Origin of the sequence: Psychrobacter sp. Arc29 (assembly GCF_041431175.1) — a bacterium.
In the GTDB taxonomy this organism is placed as follows: Bacteria; Pseudomonadota; Gammaproteobacteria; order Pseudomonadales; family Moraxellaceae; genus Psychrobacter.
Genome location: NZ_JASMRR010000001.1, coordinates 108,622 through 131,708, shown reverse-complemented (window position 1 = coordinate 131,708; position 23,087 = coordinate 108,622). Strand labels below are relative to the sequence as shown.

19 protein-coding genes are annotated in these 23,087 nt (G+C 42.2%); 5 read left to right on the top strand and 14 right to left on the bottom strand.

Translation table 11 applies throughout. From position 1 onward, the window contains the following. Positions 1-107 precede the first annotated feature (107 nt). The 11 genes from der to QO189_RS00520 form a co-directional block, all read right to left on the bottom strand. A complete protein-coding gene (der, locus tag QO189_RS00570; protein WP_058025087.1) occupies positions 108-1,529 on the bottom strand; it encodes a ribosome biogenesis GTPase Der in 1,422 nt (473 codons plus the stop codon). A gap of 317 nt (positions 1,530-1,846) precedes the next feature. Beyond that, positions 1,847-3,067, bottom strand: a complete 1,221-nt coding sequence (bamB, locus tag QO189_RS00565; RefSeq protein WP_371531070.1) for an outer membrane protein assembly factor BamB — start codon at positions 3,065-3,067, stop codon at positions 1,847-1,849. Between the two features lie 158 nt (positions 3,068-3,225). After that, positions 3,226-4,020, bottom strand: coding sequence for a YfgM family protein (locus QO189_RS00560; protein WP_371531068.1), 795 nt, complete (start codon positions 4,018-4,020; stop codon positions 3,226-3,228). A gap of 70 nt (positions 4,021-4,090) precedes the next feature. Further along, on the bottom strand, positions 4,091-5,392 hold the full coding sequence (gene hisS, locus QO189_RS00555) for a histidine--tRNA ligase (protein ID WP_371531066.1): 1,302 nt from the start codon (positions 5,390-5,392) through the stop codon (positions 4,091-4,093). Between the two features lie 121 nt (positions 5,393-5,513). Further along, positions 5,514-6,629, bottom strand: coding sequence for a flavodoxin-dependent (E)-4-hydroxy-3-methylbut-2-enyl-diphosphate synthase (gene ispG, locus QO189_RS00550; protein WP_238038487.1), 1,116 nt, complete (start codon positions 6,627-6,629; stop codon positions 5,514-5,516). A 117-nt stretch (positions 6,630-6,746) separates the two neighbouring features. Continuing rightward, entirely contained in the window at positions 6,747-7,562 is an 816-nt protein-coding gene (locus tag QO189_RS00545) for a helix-turn-helix domain-containing protein (RefSeq protein WP_371531448.1), read from the bottom strand. Beyond that, on the bottom strand, positions 7,559-8,494 hold the full coding sequence (gene pilW, locus QO189_RS00540) for a type IV pilus biogenesis/stability protein PilW (RefSeq protein WP_371531064.1): 936 nt from the start codon (positions 8,492-8,494) through the stop codon (positions 7,559-7,561). Before pilW ends, QO189_RS00545 begins: the two co-directional genes overlap by 4 nt. A gap of 212 nt (positions 8,495-8,706) precedes the next feature. Beyond that, the gene (gene rlmN, locus QO189_RS00535; protein ID WP_371531062.1) at positions 8,707-9,936 is read right to left on the bottom strand and encodes a 23S rRNA (adenine(2503)-C(2))-methyltransferase RlmN; all 1,230 of its coding nucleotides are present in this window, start codon (positions 9,934-9,936) and stop codon (positions 8,707-8,709) included. A 384-nt stretch (positions 9,937-10,320) separates the two neighbouring features. Continuing rightward, positions 10,321-10,752, bottom strand: a complete 432-nt coding sequence (ndk, locus tag QO189_RS00530; RefSeq protein ID WP_371531060.1) for a nucleoside-diphosphate kinase — start codon at positions 10,750-10,752, stop codon at positions 10,321-10,323. A 331-nt stretch (positions 10,753-11,083) separates the two neighbouring features. Next, positions 11,084-12,373 carry an adenylosuccinate synthase gene (locus tag QO189_RS00525; protein WP_075106326.1) on the bottom strand — a complete coding sequence of 430 codons (1,290 nt, stop codon included), beginning with the start codon at positions 12,371-12,373 and terminating at the stop codon, positions 11,084-11,086. Positions 12,374-12,533: 160 nt separating this feature from the next. Then, on the bottom strand, positions 12,534-13,829 hold the full coding sequence (locus tag QO189_RS00520; protein WP_371531058.1) for an ATP phosphoribosyltransferase regulatory subunit: 1,296 nt from the start codon (positions 13,827-13,829) through the stop codon (positions 12,534-12,536). Positions 13,830-14,316: 487 nt separating this feature from the next. Here QO189_RS00520 and QO189_RS00515 point away from each other — a divergent pair, with 487 nt between their 5' ends. Then, positions 14,317-14,706: a DUF2237 family protein gene (locus tag QO189_RS00515; protein ID WP_058024362.1), complete on the top strand. Its 390-nt coding sequence runs from the start codon at positions 14,317-14,319 to the stop codon at positions 14,704-14,706. A gap of 154 nt (positions 14,707-14,860) precedes the next feature. Next, positions 14,861-16,015 (top strand): magnesium/cobalt transporter CorA, encoded by a 1,155-nt coding sequence (corA, locus tag QO189_RS00510; protein WP_371531447.1) that lies wholly within the window; start codon positions 14,861-14,863, stop codon positions 16,013-16,015. 63 nt (positions 16,016-16,078) lie between these two features. Here corA and QO189_RS00505 read toward each other — a convergent pair whose 3' ends face one another. Beyond that, positions 16,079-16,597 (bottom strand): phosphate-starvation-inducible protein PsiE, encoded by a 519-nt coding sequence (locus QO189_RS00505; RefSeq protein WP_371531056.1) that lies wholly within the window; start codon positions 16,595-16,597, stop codon positions 16,079-16,081. 99 nt (positions 16,598-16,696) lie between these two features. Beyond that, positions 16,697-17,575 carry a bifunctional methylenetetrahydrofolate dehydrogenase/methenyltetrahydrofolate cyclohydrolase FolD gene (folD, locus tag QO189_RS00500; protein WP_371531054.1) on the bottom strand — a complete coding sequence of 293 codons (879 nt, stop codon included), beginning with the start codon at positions 17,573-17,575 and terminating at the stop codon, positions 16,697-16,699. Between the two features lie 459 nt (positions 17,576-18,034). On the opposite strand from folD, the gene QO189_RS00495 reads away from it, so the two are divergent. The 3 genes from QO189_RS00495 to QO189_RS00485 all read left to right on the top strand — a co-directional run bounded on the left by QO189_RS00495 (position 18,035) and on the right by QO189_RS00485 (position 22,456). Then, positions 18,035-19,978: an acyltransferase family protein gene (locus QO189_RS00495; RefSeq protein ID WP_371531052.1), complete on the top strand. Its 1,944-nt coding sequence runs from the start codon at positions 18,035-18,037 to the stop codon at positions 19,976-19,978. A gap of 410 nt (positions 19,979-20,388) precedes the next feature. Beyond that, entirely contained in the window at positions 20,389-21,165 is a 777-nt protein-coding gene (locus tag QO189_RS00490; RefSeq protein WP_371531050.1) for an AAC(3) family N-acetyltransferase, read from the top strand. A gap of 1 nt (position 21,166) precedes the next feature. Then, a complete protein-coding gene (locus QO189_RS00485; protein ID WP_371531048.1) occupies positions 21,167-22,456 on the top strand; it encodes a DUF4910 domain-containing protein in 1,290 nt (429 codons plus the stop codon). A gap of 180 nt (positions 22,457-22,636) precedes the next feature. On the opposite strand, the gene QO189_RS00480 is transcribed toward QO189_RS00485, so the two are convergent. Then, positions 22,637-23,050, bottom strand: coding sequence for a MaoC family dehydratase (locus tag QO189_RS00480; protein WP_371531046.1), 414 nt, complete (start codon positions 23,048-23,050; stop codon positions 22,637-22,639). Between the last annotated feature and the right edge of the window lie 37 nt (positions 23,051-23,087).

Genomic DNA, 23,087 nt, shown 5'->3' with positions numbered 1-23,087 from the left:
AATTAGCGAGTATACTGAACTGCTAAAAAAGCACTATATGATTATAGTGCTTTTTTATTTTACCGTGCTGGGTTGCACGATAAAATAAATCATAGCAGATTATATGATTAACGAGACTTTTTATCTTTAGTAGTGAATTTTTTTGCACGATTGCGCTCACGCTGACGCAATTGCTGTGTTTTTGCCTTGGTTGGCGTGTCGCTCTTATTGGCGTATGGGTTGTCATTTTGTTTAAAGATGACGTTGAGCGGCGTACCTTCAAGCTTAAACACTTGACGGAATTGATTCTCTAAGTAACGCTGATAGCTCTTAGGAAGCGCGCTGGTTTGATTGCCATGGATCACAATAACAGGTGGGTTGTGACCACCGATATGTGCATAACGTAGCTTAATACGGCGACCAGCAATAGTTGGCGGCGGATTGGCAGTGACAGCATCTTGCAAGATTTGCGTCAAGCGATTGGTAGAGACTTCAAACATCGAAGACTTATACGCACGCAAGATAGATGGATATAAATTACCCACACCAGTTCCATGTAGCGCTGATATTAAATGCACTTTTACATATGGGATAAAGTTAAAACGACGATCCATCTCAAGCTTAATATAGTCTCTTTGATCTGGTGTCAAACCATCCCATTTGTTGATCGCGACGACTAGAGCACGACCAGCATCAAGCGCGTAGCCAATCATATGTAAATCTTGGTCAACGATACCTTCGTGCGCATCAATGACAATAACGGTTACATTAGAGTCTTCAATCGCTTGCAAGGTTTTGATAACAGAGAATTTTTCTACTTTTTCATCGATTTTACCACGGCGACGTACACCAGCTGTATCAATCAATACGTAGTCTCTGCCCTCACGCTGATAAGGGATATAAATACTATCACGCGTCGTGCCAGGCATATCGAATACTACCACTCGATCTTCACCCAATAGACGGTTAACCAGCGTTGATTTGCCAACGTTTGGACGACCAATGATGGCAAGCTTCAACCCTCTTGGCTCTACTATATTCTCTTGCTCAGGCATATCAGCCGTTAACACTTCAAGCAAGTTGCCTACGCCGCGACCATGGCTGGCTGCCATCGGATACGGCTCGCCCAACCCTAGTGCATAGAACTCCGCTGGCGCTGAATCATGAACACCATCAACTTTATTGGCAACGACATAGACCGGTTTGCCTAGGGTATGCAAAAACTTGCCAATCTCAGCGTCAGCGCCGATCATACCAGCACGAGCATCAACGACGAACACAATGATATCTGCTTCGTGAATCGCGGTATGCGACTGCTCAGACATATAATCATCGATATTACCGCTGCCGTCATCTGCTTCACCAATACCACCAGTATCCACAACGATGAAAGATTTATCTTCATAAGTCGCATCACCGTATTGACGGTCACGAGTCAATCCCGACAAATCAGCAACCAATGCCTGCCGACTTTTTGTGAACTGATTAAATAAGGTGGATTTACCGACGTTTGGACGACCAATTAAGGCGACCACAGGCTTGATACTCATGGGTTACTCTCAGTGAAAGGCACAATGACGGACAGTACAATTATTCTTATGACCATTGACATAACAATGGCAAAGAATAGGGCTGCACTTAACCGCAAATTAAAATGAATGATAAAACAATAGCAAAAATAGTAGCTGGCTATTTTTTAGCTAAAAAAATAATTGGGACGACTAAATTATATATAGTATATATGGTTAGCACATCGGTCGCATAGAGTACGCGAAAGCCTGTACTTAAACAAGCGATTTACACAAGGCACTAAACGCTGACTAAGCAGCGTTTGTGTTTTATAGATAAAAACTAGTGTACTTGCTTATCAGCGCATTAACTGCCAGATAGCAACTTGTCCCGACGTGCTTTGGGTCATCAGGCGATTGCCTTGTACTTGCAAGTTCGTCAACGCCCCTTTTGTCTGCACGCGGCTGACAATATTGCCAGTAGCAGGGTCAAATAAATGTACCACACCGTCAAAATCACCGACTGCAATATAATTGCCAATCATGACAGGATTGGTTAGGTCACGATAAGCCAGTGCCTCACTTTCCCATAATGTCTCGCCACTATTACGATCATAGGCAACCACTTTACCATCTAGGCTAGTAGCAACGACTTGCTGAGGGTTGACTGCAAGTGCTTTTAAACTAGCAAGCTCATTGACGAACATCACTTGACGTGAGGCCAAATCAATCCCCAATAGCTGACCACTATAACTAATCGCAAACAGCTGGTTTTTATCCACGATAGGTTTGCCATCGACATCGCTCATGCGCTCAACTTCGCTACTTCCAGACCCAATGCCAACACGTCTTGACCACTTTGGCAATCCATTATCAACAGTGACTGCATGCAAACGACCATCAGCAGTCGCTAATAATGCCGTTTCATTATCTAGCAAAGTTGGTGCCGCACTACCACGCACGCTGATCGCTGGTACTTGCGTCGCAAACTGCCACACTGATTCACCAGTCTGTAGTGATAAGCCATGCAAGAAGCCATCATTCGCTGATAACACCACACGATTATTACTGATGAGGGCTGGGGACAGTACCGACCCTGATAACTGCTGCTGCCAGCGTTTTGCGCCAGTCGTGGTATCAAACGCCATCACTTGACCATTGCGAGTACTCACAACCGCTGTTTGACTCAGCGCATCCAACGCCACGCCGCCTGTGATCTGCTCACCGACGTTAATCGACCATAAGCGCTCGCCTGCCTGATTAAACCCTATCAGATCACCACCGCGTGATGCCGTAACGATTTGCCCATTGGCGTAACCAACTTGCAAATCTAGAGGGTCTTTCTTACTGGCTTTTTTGTTACCTACATCGGTGCTAAATACTGGCTGTAGCACGCTGATCGGTTGCGCAATTTGTACCAATTTTACTGGGTCATTAACCACTGGCTTGATACCGCGGTTACACCCAATCACTGCAGTGCTCATCACGGCAAGTACTGCCACATGCATGACTGTCTTCTTGATAGTCTGACTACTTAACGTAGTTTTTAACATTTTGCTAGAGCGAATAGATTGAGTCATTATATGTTCTCACTACAAATGAATTATTATTAATTAGTACATTGGCCAACAGCACATTAGTCATTATGACGTCGTATCAAAAAGCATTTAGTCGATTGCTACTGCTCAATACTATTTTAGTGATTTACTGAGCTTAGTAATTTACTGAGCTTAGTGACTTACTGAGCAGCTTCAACGCTCGTACTTTCTGAGTTTTCAACCACTAATGGCTGCTCAGGAGTAGCTGACTCTTGGATAAGACTGGTGGGCCCAGCAATTGGCTCCGGGGTGATACCCAAGCTTTCCATCTTTAAGGCCAATACTGCACGTGTTTCTTGGCGGCTACGTAATAGCTCCCAAGCATTACTATAAGACTTAATCGCTGATTCTTTGTTATCTTGTGCCAAGTAAATATCACCCAACAGCTCTTGCTGACTGGCTTCAAACGAGCTTGGCATATCGTTGTTGGCCTCTGACAAGGCCGCATCTGCATCGCCTGTCGCCAGTAACGTCTTGGCATAACGCAGCTGAGTAATTGCCTTTAGACCAGCATCACCTAAATCAATGGCGAGTGCTTGCTTGAATGTCTCAGCTGCCGCCGTAAAATCATCATTATCGACCTGTTGACGAGCTTTTATCATCAGCGCTTGCCAGGCATAAACTGACTCACCATGCGTACTGACTAAAGTATCAATATCTTTATCTAGCTGTGTGCGGCTCTGTACAAGCGACTCTTGCGCGTCGGCTTCTAGATCTGGATTTTGCGAAGCCAAGCTGACTTCTTCATTCAATCGCTGGATATCGGCATATTGATCAGCGGCGACAGTATCTACTCGCGCATGGTTGTTCTGCCAGTATGTCCAGCCAAAATAAGCAGCCAGTGCCAACAAAATCGCAGTGACAATATAACTACCATACTGCTTTAACGCTTGCATGGAGTTGTCTGCATTCGGCGAATTGGGGGTCAGAGCCATATATATTTACCTGATAAAATGTACATTAAATTGCTGATGCCAAAATCAAAACTGCGGCGTTGCAAGACGATTATTTACGAGCAAAGTTATCTTTACTCGATAGCCAGTCTTGTGTGACAGTCTGTTGCTCACCCGTCTGCATATCTTTGATGCTGATGGTATTATCATCCAGCTCTTGCTGCGCGATGATGACTGTCAATGCTGCGCCTGACTTATCTGCCTTTTTCATTTGCGCCTTTAGACTCGTTGCACTTGCCATTTTCACGCGTACATCTGGACGACTATAACGTAGGTTTTGTGCATAGCTGATACCTGCACTATAAACGTCAGGATGCGCTACAACAAAGACATCACAAGCGGGTTTGTCAGCAATCGGTGCCACGGCTTCCATGAGTAGCAATAAGCGCTCTAGCCCCATCGCAAAACCAATAGCCGGTTCAGATTTTACAGGTTTTTTGTCTGACTTATCATCATTTGTACCTATGGACTTTAATTGTCCAACCAGACCGTCATAGCGACCACCAGCACATACCGTCGCTTGACTGCCAAGCTTGTCCGTTACCCACTCAAAGACCGTTTTATTATAATAATCAAGCCCGCGCACTAGATGTGGATTGATCTCAAAATCGATACCAAGCGCAGTCAGATAAGCTTGAACTTGTTCGAAATGCGCCACACTCTCTGTACCCAAGAAGTCAGCAAGCTTTGGTGCGTCTGCTAATACTGCCTGCGTACTCGCTTCTTTACTATCTAAGATACGTAATGGGTTGGTCGTCAAGCGGCGCTTACTGTCTTCGTCTAACTGATCTTTTTTATCAGTCAAATAGGCAACCAGCGCTTCACGATAAGCATAGCGCTCATCAAGCTCACCTAAGCTATTGAGCTCAAGACGCATCTCATCATTTAGCCCCAACTCTTTCCACATCAGATGTGTCATTGCAATCAGCTCAGCATCAGCGTCTGGTAGTGCACTACCGAAGCTCTCGACACCCAGCTGATGAAACTGACGATAACGGCCTTTTTGCGGACGCTCATAGCGGAACATTGGACCAACGTACCAAAGCTTCGGCGTGTCCCCACGCAATAAGTTATGCTCGATAACGGCACGTACTGCCCCTGCTGTGCCTTCAGGACGCAAGGCCAACGGCGTCGGTGGCTCAGATTTATCAGTGAAGCTGTACATCTCTTTTTCAACGATATCTGTCGCGCCGCCAATAGCACGGGCGAATAGATCAGTTTGCTCAACGATAGGCAAGCGAATATGCTCATAACCATATCTACCAAGTACATCAGCCAATATCGCTTCTAGATGCAGCCACTTTGCTGATTGATCAGGTAAAATGTCATTAAACCCTTTAATAGCTTTAATCATGATACGGTCATGTCCTTAAAATTTAACAGTTATGTCTATTGTTGTTATCTACGTATTAAAATAAAAAATGTGCTGCCTACCCTTTGTTTACACAGCAAAAAGCAGATACTTATATTGCGACTTATTTTACGCGAATAATCTCGTTCTCGCGCTTTTTCGCCAAATCTTCTGCATGGGCGCGAACCATACTTTCTATTTCATCGACTAAATTGTCAGTATCGATAAGATGGCTTTTTTGACCCATACGGTATACCAGTGATCTTGGTGCAGCACCAACGATACCAATATCTGCTTCTTTTGCTTCGCCTGGACCATTCACTTTACAACCAATGACGGATAAATCCATTGGTTCACGGATGTCTTCCAAACGTGACTCTAATGCCGTCATCACTCTAATCACGTCAAACTCTTGACGCGAGCAGCTTGGGCAAGCGATAAAGTTTACGCCATTTGAGCGAATGTTAAGCGACTTTAAGATATCAAAACCAATCTTAATCTCTTCTTCAGGCTCAGCCGCTAAGGAGATACGAATCGTATCGCCAATACCGTCTAATAACAGGCCACCAAGCGCAATGGCGGATTTGACAGCACCAGTACGGTAGACACCTGCTTCAGTGACACCTAAATGCAGTGGGTTATCAATCTGCGCTGATAGCAGGCGATACGCATCCAATGTCAAAAATACATTACTGGCTTTGACAGACACTTTGTATTGGTCAAAATTAAGACGCTCTAGAATGTCGATATGACGCATTGCTGACTCAAGCATCGCCTCCCCAGTCGGCTCAGTATACTTACGCTGAATGTCTTTTTCTAAAGAGCCTGCATTGACGCCGATACGGATAGGGATATTGTGATACTTGGCACAAGCAACCACTTCACGCACCTTAGCATCGCTGCCAATGTTACCAGGATTGATACGCAAACAATCAGCGCCAGCTTCAGCCACTGCTAAGGCAATCTTATGATCAAAATGCACGTCTGCAACCAAAGGTACGCTCACCAGTTTACGAATCTCACCAAAGGCTTTGACGGTATCCATCGTCGGCGTTGATACGCGCATCAAATCAGCGCCAGCTTCTACGCAACGCTCGATTTGGGCGACGGTTGCTGCCACATCGCAAGTGTCAGTGTTGGTCATGCTCTGTACGCTAATTGGCGCATCACCACCAATCGCAACATCGCCGACATAGATTTTTTTGGTCAAACGGCGGTTAATAGGCGATGGCATTGACATAGATAAATCCTTGAATCAAAAATAGAAAAACCACAGGCTTGTATATATAAATGAGCTTAGACGTATAGTAGTTTTATTAAACACTAGTAATCATGCTCGATAAGAGGCTAATGATGACTAAGGTACTAGCTCAAAAGTAGCTTGCTTATCCGTTGCATAAGTATCTAAAGCAACTGTTTCTTGATTGAGCATCAAGCTAACATTATCGATATTATCAATTTGCACACTAAATGGTGGCACACCTGATAGGTCATAGTCACCTGCCGTCTGTGAACCGCTGATGAGACTATTACCCGATGCATCCGTGATACTAACCACAGCATCATCGGTCAACTTCACGTTTAAAAAAGCCGTATCTGCACTGGCAGCACCTAAATTCAACGCAGAGCCAGACGCACCGACCCCACTTGCATCATTGCTAATTGCAGCCCCTTGCGCTTGCTCAATAGCAGATACATCTTCAACAGTAGAGACAGGCTCTTGGCTGTTTTCTTTACTCGCATTGCTCACCATACGGAATAAAAATACTGCCAAGATAATGAGCCCAATCACACCTATGATCAATAGCGGATTAAAACGAATACGATTGTGCGTATCGCGCTGCAGCGTGCCCATTGGTTGCAATGGTGTATCAGTATTGTTGACCGATTTGGCTTTGAGCTCATTGGGGTAAGCGGCATCAAAGCTATTCGCGATTTTGGCTGAGTCTAGGCCCAAGTATTTGGCATAGTTAATAGCAAAGCCACGAGCAAATGCCGCTTGCGGTAGTTCAGCAAAGTTTTCGCTCTCTAGTGCTTCTAGATGACGTTTTAAGATAAATAACTCGGCGGCGGCCTCTTCTAAACTGACTTGCTTCGTTTTACGGGCTTGCTGCAACGTGGCACCAAATGATCCCTGAGCGTTAGATTGAGTGTTTGATGATGGGGTGATCATTTCCATGGTGCCTCTGGATTGTTAAGCCAAGTCTTAAGTTGTTTCGCTTCGTCGCTTAATGGATAAGCGGATAAAAGCTGCTGTGCCAATTGCTGGCGAGTTGTAATGTTGTTTTGTGCTGCCGCAAGTTTGATACCTTGTAGGAGCAATCTAGGACTGATGCCCTGCCCTTGTACCAATATCAAGGTCTCGTCATATAAGCGCTGAGCCTGCGGTACTCGCTGCTGCTCAAGCAATAAATCTACCAGCTCGATATGAGCAATGATACTATTGCGATTACCATCGAGCGCCCGCAAAAACGCTTTAGCAGCGGCACTATTATCATTTAGCTGAAGGTATGTACGCCCTAAATTCTCTAACGCACCGATACGGCCTTCGTAACCTAATGAGGCGCCTGCAATCTCAAACTGCTCCGCCGCCTCACGATAGCGCTTCATCTGTGATAAATAAACACCGTAATTATTGTGTGCTTGCACAAAGTCTTTATCGAGCGCGATGGCTTTTTTAAAGTACTGATCGGCTTTTGCAAGATTAATGCGGCTGCCTTCTTGCTGCAACAAAACGCCCATCATATCATAGGCTGGCGCGTAACGGCTATCAGCAGAAAAGGCTTTTTCGAGTTGACGCTGTGCCGTATCGAGCTCATTTTTGCGGATATATTGTGCAGCAAGCGAGGTACGTACACGAGCAATTTCTTGCTGATCTAAATTGCGATCACCGCTGGGCCTTGTGGATGTCTGATAAGGTGCGATGCCTGACAAGTCATTGTTTGGCGTACTTTGACAGCCACTTAGCAATAATCCTGCGAGTGCGACGGCCAGTAATGCGCACTTCGGCGCAGTGACTCGGTTCGTCACCACACCTGCCTTTTTATAGAGGTTGAAAAATGGTTTTTGATCTACCAACTGATAAGAATTTTTAGAAGTCATCATAGCCGCCATCATAAAACTGTGGTTCAATGCGTTCGATCTTCGAGGCATCAGTTTAATAGATTTAGCCCCTATAAGTACAATTTAGTTGTTATTAATTGCTATGTTCTTCAATCTTGAGCGTTATTGATACATTTTCATTACCGTTGCGACAGATAAAAGACAGCTAAGCTTTCAGAACAGACGGATATTTATCCTGACATATGCAAAACGTATCAAACATTTTCACGATCTTTGATGCTCTGTTGCCACGCTGCTGAACGTCTGGTACGGTCAGCTACTTGTCCAACCAACTGACCGCAAGCGGCATCAATATCATCACCGCGCGTTTGGCGAATAGTGCAAACAAACCCAGCTTCACTTAGTATATTGCTAAACGCGTGAATGCGGTTGTTGCTTGACTTATCGTACGGTGCATGCGGGAACGGATTAAACGGAATAAGATTTATCTTACTTGGTAGCCCTTCTAATAGCGCAACCAACTGATGAGCATGCTCATTACTATCATTGACACCATCAAGCATCACATACTCAATCGTGACGTGCTTTTTATGACGCGGATTGACATCATAGACGTAGTTTTTCGCAGCGGCAATCAGCTCATCTAACGGATACTTTTTATTGATGGGCACTAATTCATTACGCAGCTCATCATTTGGTGCATGCAACGAGATGGCCAATGCCACATCAATATCTTGCGCCAGTTGATACATTTTTGGTACGACACCAGAAGTCGATAACGTTACACGGCGTTTTGATAGCCCGTAAGCATGATCGCTGAGCATGATCTCCATTGACCCTACCACTGGCTTATAATTCAATAGTGGTTCGCCCATACCCATCATAACCACGTTGGTGACATTATTTTCCCATAGGCTATGATCCACGTTTTCTAAGCTTTCATTTTCGTCCGTCATATATGAAGCATTAGCGACCCATAACTGTCCGATAATCTCAGCTGCACTCAAATCACGCTCAAACCCTTGCTTGCCCGTACTACAAAAACTACAATCAAGCGCACAGCCAACTTGTGAAGACACACACAACGTTTTACGGCCGTTTAGTTTACTGTCATCAGCCGGAATCAATACGGTCTCGACCAACGAGCCGCCAGTGACTTCAAACACCCATTTACGCGTGCCATCATCGCTGTATTGACGATGAATAACCTTGGGCGGGACCACACAAGCATTCAGTGACAATTTATCACGCAATGACTTACTCAAGTTGGTCATTTGCTCAAAGTCCGTCACACCATGCTGATAAATCCACTTGATGACCTGAGTCGCACGAAATGGCTTTTCGCCGATACTTTTGAAGTAATCAGACAGCTGTGCTTGTGTCATGCCTAATAGATTGGTTTTTGCGTGCGCCTCGTCTACTAGCTTAATACTATCAGTAAGCTTGGTAGGTACGTGCTGGGTTGGTGCTTGAATAGTTGACATAATAGGTAACCTTTTTGCATGCGCTTAAATAAGCGCTGCAATTATTGAGATGAGCGTTGCCGTACATACGTATGGCAGGAATGCATGAGCAATCCGTTATGAGCGCAGTTTCTAATAAATTGATAAAACGCTAACACAATAAATGAATATTGAGTAAAAACATACTGATAAGGGATTGATAACGCTAGTTAAAACTAATAATGAGGGAAACGTCGGACAATTTCAATCTAGATTGCGCTATTATAATCGAAGTTACTCACTGGTAAATAGCGAAAACGATTTATAGCGAAAACGGCCTATACCCATAAGATATAAGCCGTCTTGCAAAACCAATTATTAACGATCAATATGCTAAATAATAGCTGACATTAATAACCGCTGCTATTAACGCGTACGTGCACAAACTTCATCATCGCTGAAGAAGTAGCTGATTTCACGTGCTGCTGATTCAGCTGAGTCTGAGCCATGTACCGCGTTTTCATCGATGCTGCTCGCGAAGTCAGCACGGATAGTGCCTTCAGCGGCTTCTTTTGGGTTAGTCGCACCCATGATTTCACGATGCTTAGTGATCGCGTTTTCGCCTTCTAGTACTGATACCAATACTGGACCTGACATCATGAAAGATTTTAGGTCATTGTAGAATGGACGCTCAGCGTGCTCAGCATAGAAACCACCTGCTTTTTCGTCATCAAGTTGTAGCATTTTAGCGGCAACGATTTTTAGACCCGCGTCTTCAAAGCGGCTATAGATAGCGCCGATGTGGTTGCCAGCAACTGCGTCAGGTTTGATGATAGATAAAGTACGTTCGTTAGCCATGAAAAGCTCCTAATAAATAATAAAATCGATAAAAGTCAAAGGGTTAATACTTTGTTTTGTCTTTGGCCGCAATGTTGGATTTGGACTTATTTGACTGACAAGTGGTTTGTCAAATCAAAAACCTGAACGCCAACATAGGATTGCTGCCTATTATAATGATTAAGACCATAAATGATAGGGTTAATTTATGACTATAACTTGCATAAAAGCAAATTTATTATGCAGTAGTCGTTGATAATGCTATCAGTTATAACAAAAGCAAAAACCCCAATGCTAAGCACTGAGGTTTTTATTGATACTACAGCCTACTGAATCACAGTAGCGCTAAAAACTAAGCATCGTACGGATCACGCAATACGATGGTCTCTTCACGGTCAGGACCAGTTGAGATAATATCAACAGGACAACCGATCAAATCTTCGATACGTTTGATATATTTTTTCGCATTTTCTGGCAGGTCGTCATAATTAGTAATACCAACGGTAGACTCACTCCAGCCTTGCATCGTTTCGTACTTAGGCGTCACTGACTCATAAAACTCAGCATCATGTGCACCTGCACACTCAGTCTCAGGTAGGTTATAACCCACACCGATTAGCAACTCTTCAAGACCATCCAATACGTCAAGCTTAGTTAAGCAGATACCTGACATAGAGTTCAGTACCACTGCACGGCGTAATGCTTCAGCATCGAACCAACCACAGCGGCGCGCACGACCAGTCGTTGCACCAAACTCATGGCCGACTTTAGCCAAGTGAGCACCAACATCATCGAACAATTCAGTTGGGAATGGGCCACTACCAACGCGCGTGGTATAGGCTTTAGTGATACCCAGTACGTAGTCTAAATATAATGGACCGATACCGGTACCCGTTGATACGCCACCAGCAGTTACGCTTGAGCTGGTCACAAACGGATAAGTGCCGTGATCGATATCAAGTAGTGTACCTTGCGCACCTTCAAACATGAGGTTTTTGCCAGCTAGACGTAATTGATTTAGGTCTTCAGTTACATCAGTAACCATGCCTTTAATCTCTTCTTTCCACTCTTGGCAAAGCTTGTACGTCTCATCAAAATCAATCGCTTCAACTTTGTAATACTCAGTCAGCTGGAAGTTGTGGTATTCGATTAAGTTACGTAGTTTTTCTTCTAGATCTTCACGGAACAAGTCAGCAAGCTTGATCGCACGGCGAGCGACTTTGTCTTCGTAGGCAGGACCGATGCCGCGACCTGTTGTACCGATTTTGCCGCTGCCACGCTTGGCTTCACGAGCTTGGTCAAGTGCCACATGGTAAGGCATGATAAGTGGGCAGTTTGGAGAGATACGTAGACGCTCACGTACTGGTACGTTGTTGTCTTCTAACTCTTTCATCTCTTTTAGTAATGCATCAGGAGCTAACACCACGCCATTACCGATAAAGCAAGTGACGCCTTCACGCAAGATACCCGATGGAATCAAATGCAAGACCGTGGTTTTGCCATCGACAACCAACGTGTGACCAGCATTATGACCGCCTTGGAAGCGGGCTACTGCTGAGGCTTTTTCGGTAAGTAAATCAACGATTTTACCCTTACCTTCATCGCCCCATTGGCTACCCAAGACTACAACATTCTTACCCATGATCAATCCTTACCTTTATGTATTGAGGTGTGTGCAATAAAAGCTAAAAAATTAAAGTGACTTTATTGACGATATCTTTCTATATAAAAAAGCTTTTTATCTAAAAACTTAGCGTTCTAATAAATGGTGCTTAATAAGCGCTCGCTTAACAAATGAATAGTTAAATCGTTTGTAGCTGCCACTGATTGTCAGCAAAAATCAAACGATGAGTAACGTCATTTGGGATGTCCTGTGCGTCTAGTGGCATGGTGACGCGATAGCCTTGCTGACGTAGACTCTCAACTTGTTGTAAGAGTGTCTGCATCTCATCTTCATTGGCATTATTTATAGCAGCAAAATCAACTAGTACTGTGGTTGGTGCATCAAGCTGCGTATGCGCCAGCAAGCGACTGACATCCATACTAAAGCCTGTGGCAGCACGAAGTGTCTGCGTCTGGCTTTGCATACCGTCGAAACGTCCGCCGCGTACTAGGGGCTGTGTCTCACTATTAATATAACCGTTGAACACGATACCTGTATGATAGTGATAGCCTGACAACTCTGTCACATCGATACTGACTGGACACTGCCAGTGATTTTCTAAATAAGATTTGAGGCGTTGTAACTCATCGACAGCAGTCGCGACTTGATCGTCTTGTTGAGCTGTGTCTGACAATTTAGATAATAAGTTTGCAATGTCATGACCAAAGCGTGCCAACACATAAAAATCATCGCCCATCGGTAACTCTCGGCAAAGACGCTTCAGTTCCGGAAGGTTTTTATTGGCGTATAAGTACATCAATTGCTCAGTGGCGCTGTCTGGCAACTCAGCCAATTCGGCTAAACGCTTAAATATCGCCACATGACCCAAATCAATATGGAGTGCAGCACTCATATTTAAGGTGTTTACCATGGTAAACAACACATCGATCAACTCAATATCTGCTGCCAATGACGCGCAGCCAAATATCTCAGCACCTAGCTGCAATGGGGTGCGTGAGCCAAACAATCCTGATGGCAAGGTATGAATCACATCACCGACGTAGCAATAACGAGCGATACCCGTACCGCCATGATGCGCATCGATACGCAAGATCTGCGGGGTAATATCCGCGCGCACGCCCATTAGACGGCCCGTCAACTGATCGATAATCTTAAAGGTTTGACGCTTCAAATCTTCTGATGCATCACTCAGCAAAGATTCAGTAAACTCAATCATCGGCGGACAAACCAGCTGATAACCATGAGTGATAAGCTGCTCAATCAGTTGATGCCTAAGCACTTCTTGCTTATGGGCATCTTCAAACAGGACATCGACCACCCCATCAGGCAACAGCCAGCTATTGGCAACATCGCTGCCAAAGTTGCTCAAGTACGGCATGCTATTAGACGCAGTACTGCTTTTGGCAGACTGAGTCACTGTTTCATTTGGAGGGTTTTGCTGGGCAGATTTTGCAGAATCAGAACTAACAGACACAATAAATCCTTGTTTGGCGTATCGCTTACCAAAAACGCGGTACTGATGCGGTACTCAAAGGTTGTTTTACCAAGTATTGACGCCGAGTGTTTTTATTTTTAACGCGCAACATCATTGACCCAATTATTTATAAACAAACCAGGTGACTTTAAGAGGGCGAGTAATAAGTATAATTTGGAATGATAAGACGAATATCTTTATGCGCTAAAAAATTGCGACAAATAATCAAGGCACTTTATGCTTTAGTTTAGCATAGCACTCAAGGTTCGCCTAGTGACAATTAGCCATAATACGCATCTAATTACTGTCTAAGTGCTTCTCATTAATGAGGTAGATGTAGCCGTTAACACTCATATATTTAGCTCGGCAGTAACAGGCTACAATAGCGTTTATTTTTTGTTATACATACACTGATGAGCATGATTACGGCAGCGTCATCAACACAGACTCATGGTACACTAACACATATTTTTATCTCGGAAGCCTTATGTCATCTGATTACCACCCAAACCCTGCCATCAACCAAACCAATGTCTTAGGCACAGCGCTTGCCAGCTGTTGCTTCGACCCTATCACTGGCTATTATCGCAATGGCTTTTGTCATACGGGCAACCATGATGTTGGTCAACATACCGTTTGTGCCAAGATGACCAGTGAGTTTTTAAACTTCTCAGCCAGTCGTGGCAATGACCTTATCACTCCTTTGCCTGAATATAACTTTGCCGGTCTTAAGCCTGGTGATTATTGGTGTATCTGCGCCCTGCGTTGGGTCGAAGCACTAGATTTTGATATTGCTCCGCAAATAAAACTAGAAGCTTGCCACGAGAGCCTATTGGCATTGGTAGATATCGACACGCTAAAAAGCTATGCATTGTAAAAGGTTGTTCATAGATAGTGCGACCAAATAATAACAACTGCGATTAAGATAAATTTTGATTCTTGCAGCTGTTCATTATATGACAGGAGGGTGTGTGGAAAACGACAATAACCAATTAATCAAAAAAACGGCTCACATTGCACCTGACTCTAATATGAGCCACATTTATGCCAATATGAATGACAGGCATCTCTATCTAGATGATGATGACAGCTATATCTATGGCGATGCTGAAGCCACGACTCAGGATACCATCGAGACCATGACGGTCTATGATCCTGACTCTGAGCGCTATGAAGATATTGATTCGTCAAGTAAGGATGAAGTGGTTAATTGCTATGCTTACTCGCGAAAAACAGGCGAAAATCTAGACAAAATCGCCCTCACTGATGTGAGCCGTGCGCTGAGTAATAATGGTCAGTTTATTTGGCTCGGTCTCTACGACCCCAGCCTAGAAACCATGGTCAAGGTAAAAGACGCCTTTGATCTGCACGAATTAGCGATTGAAGATGCCTTTGCCGATCACCAGCGGGCCAAAGTAGAGAATTACGACAACGATATGGTCTTTGTGGTGCTCCGTACCGCCAAGCTCGAAGACAATGTCATTCGTTATGGTACGACTGCGATATTTATGGGCAAAAACTACCTGATTACGATTCGTAATGGTCCGTCAAACTCCTATGCGCCTGTACGCGAGCACTGTCATCGTCGCCCAGAAAAGCTACGCATGGGTCCCATATTTGTACTCCATGCCATACTCGATTTTATCGTTGATAACTATATGCCGATCACCGATCGATTGGGACGATATTTGCGTGAGCAAGAGCGTTATGTTTTCACCTATGAATTTGATAAAGGAACGCTAAAAAACCTATATCAGCTCAAATCACAGCTGGTACATATGCGCGCTATCATCCTACCCGTGCAAGACATCTGTAGCTTCTTTATCAATCATAAAAAAAGCGAGATAGTCTCAGGATTTTCTCAAGCAGCCAAGCCATATTTTCGCGATGTGAATGACCATCTCTTGCACTCATTGGATGCCATTAATGGTCTTAATGAGATGCTAAGCGTGGTCATGAACACTTATATGGCAATGGTCAATATGGGACAGAACGAAGTCGTACGTAAGCTTGCGGCATGGGCAGGTATCCTCGCCGTACCAACCGCCATCGCTGGTATTTACGGTATGAACTTTGATTTTATGCCCGAGCTCCATTGGAAGTATGCGTACTTCGTTATTATGATAATGATCATCGCTCTTTGTAGCTTCTTATATTATAACTTTAAGCGACTCAAATGGTTGTGATAAAAAACCAAACATAAAAAAGGGCTACCAGTGGTAGCCCTTTTTTATGCTGATCGTCAAACATTATTCACGGCGGTGCTTGGTATGGCTGTCTGGTGCTTGCGCATTGTCAGGCAGCATGGCCTTGACCGTTAAATTTGCATACTGTCTATCAAGATTGTCTTCTGGGCGACCAAATGTTTTTGCCGTCCAAGTCAGTATGACAATAGCCCCACTCAATAGCATGATTGCCACAGAAATCGTGGCCAGCAACCATAGATGAAAATAATCTGACACTGCCTGCACATCGACCACTAGATGTCGTGATAAAGCCGTTATGGCAATAAATATTAAAAACTGTACGGGCAGACGATGGGTTTTAAAGTAAATTCCTATCATAGCCAGTAGCTCAAGATAAATGAATAGCATCAAAATATCTTTTAAATCCGCTGAGCCTTTTTGGACAATATAAATAAACTCTTTACCTGCTGTCCAGACCACCACCACACTGATTAGAAATAAAATAACGTAATGACAGACATCGACAAACTCTCTACCAATACCTTGTAGTCGCTCATGAACACCTACGTTTTTTTTAGCCATGTTTAGGTCCTATCAACTGAAATGTGGTTGATTTAGCCTGAGTCTATGTTACCTCAGGCCCCTTATATATCGGCAATCAGTATTCGCATGACTATTTTTTTAGCCGTTATTCAAACCCGCTGATTTTTCAGCAGCATCGACCGTTTGGCGAATAAGCGTGTTGATAGTCATCGGTCCAACGCCGCCTGGTACTGGCGTATAAGCACTGGCAATGTTTTCCATGCCTTTCATTTCGATATCACCAACACCTCCATCATCTGTTGGATGGAAACCTGCATCAATGACAACCGCTCCTGATTTAATCCACTCCGCTTTAATCAGCTCAGGTACACCTACTGCACCAACAACGATATCTGCACGCTTAATATAGGCTGCCAAATCTTGAGTTCTTGAATGGCAAATCGTCACCGTACAGTTAGCATTCAATAGCATCATCGCCATTGGCTTACCTAAGATAGCACTGCGTCCTACGACCACTGCTTCTTTACCTGATAGCTCGATATTGTGATGCTCTAACAAATGCATAATGCCCTGCGGTGTGCATGAGCCATAAGCTGACTGCTGCATCGCCATACGACCAAAACCAAGACAAGTCACACCATCGACGTCTTTTGCTAAGTCAATCTGCTCAAAACAAGCACGCTCATCAATATGCTCAGGAACAGGATGCTGTAGCAAAATGCCGTGTACATCTGGATTACTATTTAGCTCATCTATTTTTGCCATGAGCTGCTCAGTGGTCGTAGCACTTGGCATCTCAACGCGTATAGAGTCCATGCCAACACGCTTGCAAGCGTTGCCTTTCATACGAACATAAGTGGCAGAGGCTGGATCGTCACCAACCAATATCGTCGCTAAGCTTGGGGTGCGGCCAGTCTTTTCCTTAATCGTATCTACGCGCGTGCGCAGATCCTGTTCTATTTGTTTGGCAAGTGCTTTGCCGTCCAAAACGGTGGCGGATTCTTGGGCAGTAGACATAGTAACTCCAATAGAGGGTACGATATAAAAAAATAAAGACAGCGCGCGCAAATACTTTGCATGCCTGTCCTTTGCTTCGTCAATCTGTGACTAAGAGTAATATTGTACCTGTGTACGCTACAAAATCCTAGCGTAAGATAAAACTCAGTTCTTTACCTTTCGTATAGTATAAAAAGAATCATAAAATAGTATAAGGCTATTGAAAATGCTCTGATACAGACTGCGCTCCTCTTCCTACATACACTTTTCTACTACACTGGAAATGTGTTTCTATTAACCTTAAATGTCAGCGTGTAATTTTTATGTTGATTGTGACTAATCTAGTTTGTGCTACAACTCTAATTGCGATCCAATAACTAACTTTACAATCGTACATATAATTACAATAAGGCTATAATTCAATTACAACAAATCTTTATTATCGATAATATTTTGTCAGCGCGCTGTAAGTAAAATATTATGAAATTTAGAAAGGATATTAATGGCCTTAGGGCAATCGCTGTTATCGCTGTCGTGTTATTCCACTTTAACGCTTCTTGGTTGCCTGGTGGTTTTGCTGGTGTTGATGTTTTCTTCGTCATTTCAGGATTCTTAATGACTGGGATTATCTTTAGGGGTATTGAGCAAGATAATCTTTCTATCTCAAAGTTCTATATCGCTCGAGCCAATAGGATCATTCCTGCTTTGGCCCTACTTTGCTTCGTTTTATTAGCTTTTGGCTGGTTTTACTTAACGCCTTTAGAATATCAATTATTGGGCAAGCATGCTGCTAGTAGCGTAAGTTTTCTATCTAATTTTACCTATTGGCGAGAAACCGGTTACTTTGCCGCTGCTTCTCACGAAAAATGGCTATTACATACTTGGTCACTATCAGTAGAGTGGCAGTTTTATATCATTTATCCTCTAGTACTGGTCGCCATACGTAAATTTATGTCTATGAAGACTATAAAGCTCATGCTTATAGTGGGAACAGTAATAGGCTTTATTTTCTGTGTAATTGCTTCCTATGAATGGACTAGTGCCTCTTATTACTTATTCCCTACCAGGGCATGGGAGATGATGATTGGTGGGGTTGCCTATCTCTATCCTTTGAAGTTGCAAGAGCACAGAAAAAAGTTTCTAGAATGGGCAGGTTTGTCTTTGATCTGTGCTTCTTACTTTTTTGTATCGGCAGACAATATTTGGCCAGGCTATTTGGCACTCTTTCCTGTTGTGGGCTCATTTTTTATTCTTCAAGCGCAGCGCAATGACAGTATCATTACCCATAATATTGTATTTCAGAAAATAGGATATTGGTCTTATTCAATCTATCTATGGCACTGGCCCCTTGTCGTTGCTATTTATACTTTCTCGCTACCTGAATACTATATTTATATAGGTATGGCGTTATCTATCCTTCTTGGCTTTCTGAGTTATAAATATGTTGAGAGAATCAAGTTTAGTAATGATTTTTATAACCTAATCAGTTATCTTAGAAGTCCTCCTATATACATTGCAGGAGTTGTTGCTCTACTAGGTAGTGCCTTATTTGTCAATTCTAATGCAATAACAGACTATCGTTTTTCTGAAGAGCAGTTATCCATAGTAAACCAGCAAAATCAAAATCCTGCAAAAACAGACTGCGGAAAGCCTAAAGATGGCGTTTCTTCTGGCTGTATTTATGGACAGGGTCCAGTAAAAGCAATTATCATTGGTGATAGTCATGCCTTAGCCCAAAAATCTGCGATTGGTGACAGAGTTATAAAAGCTGGAGGAAGCACTCTAAATTTTGGGATGAATAGTTGTAGCACGATAAAAGGGGTGTACTCAATTGATAGGAATAATCGAAATGCAGATTATAGTTGTGGAAAACTGGTTGCAAATGCAATTAAAATTTCAGCAAATAGATATCCAAACATTCCCATAATTATCATCAACAGATCCTCTTTGTATATAAAAGGGTCTAATGAAAAGGAAAACTTTGAGTCAATGCCACCAACTTATTTTGTGGATAAAATCTTTACTGAAAGGAATAATAAATATGAGGAAAATTTAGTGGGACATATGATTGATACTGTATGTGATTTTACTCAGAACAGTCCCGTTTATTTAGTCAGACCAATACCTGAAATGAGAAAGCATGTACCAAAAGATATGTTGAGATACTCGATGATAAATGGAAAAAGAAAATCTATCAAGATTACACTCGAAGAATATAATCAACGTCACGACATTGTATTTAGAATGCAGGATAAAGCTGTGAAACAATGTGGAGCCCAATTATTAAACCCTCTCCCTTATTTATGCGATCGTGAATATTGTTATGGAGATATTGGTGGTGTTCCACTTTATTATGATGACGATCATTTAAGTAGTTACGGCGCGAAATTAATTTCGCCCATTTATGATGAAGTTTTTGAATAGTTGATGCTTTATCTTATTGTCTCAAAGTAAAGAACTTAAACTTTCTATTTCATCGCTCTGTGGTTGTAGTATTTTTTAAATATTACTGTTCATAGCCCTATAACTATAGTTTAATAAATAGTTAGTGTAGTTTTGGTAGAGGATAACCGAGCTATGCTAAAAAATATAGAAATGTACTTGGTAATCTAGCTACTCAAAAAGCTGTTTATCATGACCGAGAAACGACAGGGCTAGATCAGGAAAAACGTATATTAAACCGTCAATCACATAGTAACTAACAGCCGGAATATTTCAGTAACTGCAAATCAGCTAGACATATAAACTAAGCTCCTACACTATGATAAGATTGTGTTGTTTAATCATCAGAATAAACTTAAACCCCATTTAACTTGAAGAAGAAGGCAACCTTTATGAAAGATTTAGTACAGGAATGGAGAGACTCTGGTGTACAAGAAGGTGATACCTTACTTGTTCATAGCAGTATTAAAAGGACTTTTAAACGGTATTTGGAATCAGGTATAAAGTTAAGTCCAGAAGATATCATGAATTCATTCATAGAAGCAGTTGGCGAATCTGGGACTGTATTATTTCCCTTATTCAATTTTGACTTTACTAAAAGTGGTGATTTTGACATAAGTACCACACCATCGCATATGGGTGCGTTGACTGAAGCTGCAAGAAAGCATCCTGAGGCTATAAGAACGGGTCATCCCATATATTCCTTTGCAGTTATCGGTGCCCAATCTGATAAGTTTAAGGGTGTGAATAATTTCAGTGGGTATGGTGCAGACTCTCCTTTTGCTATATTGCTGGAAATGGGAGGTAAAATAGCAGTATTAGACTTGCCAGATCAAGACAGTATGACTTTTTATCATCATGTAGAAGAGATGCATGAAGTGGACTATCGTCATCATAAAGTTTTTCATGGTAGTTACACCAACGCTTTAGGAGCCACAGAAAATAGAGATTATGGCTTGTTTGTCAGAAATATAGAAGAAGGCGTTCTGACCTATGTAAACCCAACTGGTGAACTTATGTGGGATGAAGGCCTTTATAGTGGCTCCAGACCTAACGAAGGTTCTGGATTAAGAGTTATTGCTGCACAAGACGTTTATGATTTCACTTCAAACATAATCAAATCTAACCAAGCCAAAAACACTCTTTATCGTCTCGAAGGAGAGGCATAGGATGGTGAATCTTGGCGTCGATATGCATAAACTTTGTGAAAGACTTTTCCCTATATGCAGAAGTATTACTGGCGATGGATTTCGTGAGTCTTTAGATATTTTAAGAAATGAATTAGATTTACAAGATTTGAAAACTTTTGAAATACTGACGGGTACGAAATGTTTCGATTGGGAAATCCCTAGAGAGTGGAATATTAGAGACGCTTATATAATTGCACCTGATGGTACAAAAATATGTAACTTTAAAGCCTCTAATTTGCACGTTGTTGGTTATTCTACTCCAGTAGATAAAGAGGTTTCTCTCGAAGAACTACAGGAGCATCTTTACTCACTACCAGAACAACCAGATGCCATACCTTACATTACCTCTTATTATAAAGAAAGATGGGGATTTTGTATTTCTGAAGTTGAAAGGGAAAAACTAATTTCAGGGCAATATAGGGTTTATATAGATAGTGATCTTAAAGATGGTAGCCTAACCTACGGTGAGTTGATTATTCCAGGTGAAAGTAAAGACGAAATATTCATCTCTACTTACCTATGTCACCCATCAATGGCCAATAACGAGTTATCAGGTCCTGTAGTAACAGCATTTATTGCAAATTGGCTTTCAAGTCTGCAGTCTCGAAAATATACCTATCGAATTGTTATTATTCCTGAAACCATTGGCTCTATTGCTTATCTTAGTCGCAACTATAAAACGATGAAAGAGCGTGTCGTGGCAGGCTTTAATATATCTTGCATCGGTGATGATCGAGCTTACTCTTATCTGCCGTCGAAAGAAGGTAATACGCTTGCAGATACTGTAGCAACCCATGTATTAAAGTACTCTCATCCTGACTATATCAGATATTCTTTTTTAGAAAGACAAAGTGATGAAAGGCAGTACTGTAGTAGTGGTATAGACCTTCCAGTTTGCTCAGTTATGAGAAGCAAATATGGATGCTACCCTGAATATCATACTTCGCTAGATGACTTAAAGTTGGTAACACCATCTGGATTACTTGGAGGGTATAATGTGTTGAAAAAAATTCTTGAATCACTTGAGATGAATGAAACACTTTGTACTACTGTACTTTGTGAGCCTCAACTTGGAAAAAGAGGACTTTATCCTACCATTAGTACCAAAGAAAGCAATTCCATAGTTAAAGATATGATGAACTTTTTAGCATATTGTGATGGAAGTAAAACAAATTTGGAAATTGCAGAAAAAATCAATGCTCCTATTTGGACACTTGAAGATACTATTAAAAAACTGAAAGAGGCTAACCTACTTAGAACAGTTGCCTAGTACTTTTTGGTATAAAAGAATAAAGCCAATAGGCAAGAAAATTCTCTTGCCTATTGGGACTTTGCTAATGAGCATTAGCAGTCTTTAGAATTAATATACAGTCGTAGCCAGTTTCTCATTGCAAATAACACCTTTCAAATTCAATGTTTATGCCGAAAAACCTATAGTAAATACTGAACTTTAAGGTATATATATTTCAGCTTTACCATTCAAAACTTCTTCATCATTTACATAGCACAACGTAGAAAAGTAGGCTCTTTTTCTTTCTACATCAACGCTGATAACTTCAATCTTAGCAACCACTATGTCATCAATGAATATTGGTTTCTTAAATTTAGTTTCTTGCGACACATAAATGCACCCTGATCCCGGCAGCTTCATAGCAAACAACGAGGAAAAAAAGCTTGAAATCATGGCACCGTGTGCTAATCTTTTCCCAAACTTACTACTTTTAGCATATTCATCATCTAGATGAATCGGATTGTAATCTTCCGAAAGCTGAGCAAAGGCTTTGATTTTTTCATCTGTAATTAAATGTGTAGAGCTTTCTTTCATTCCAATAGATATGTTACTTATATCAGCACTATTACTCATATTAATACCCCTATATTACTTCCTTTGCAAAATTAAA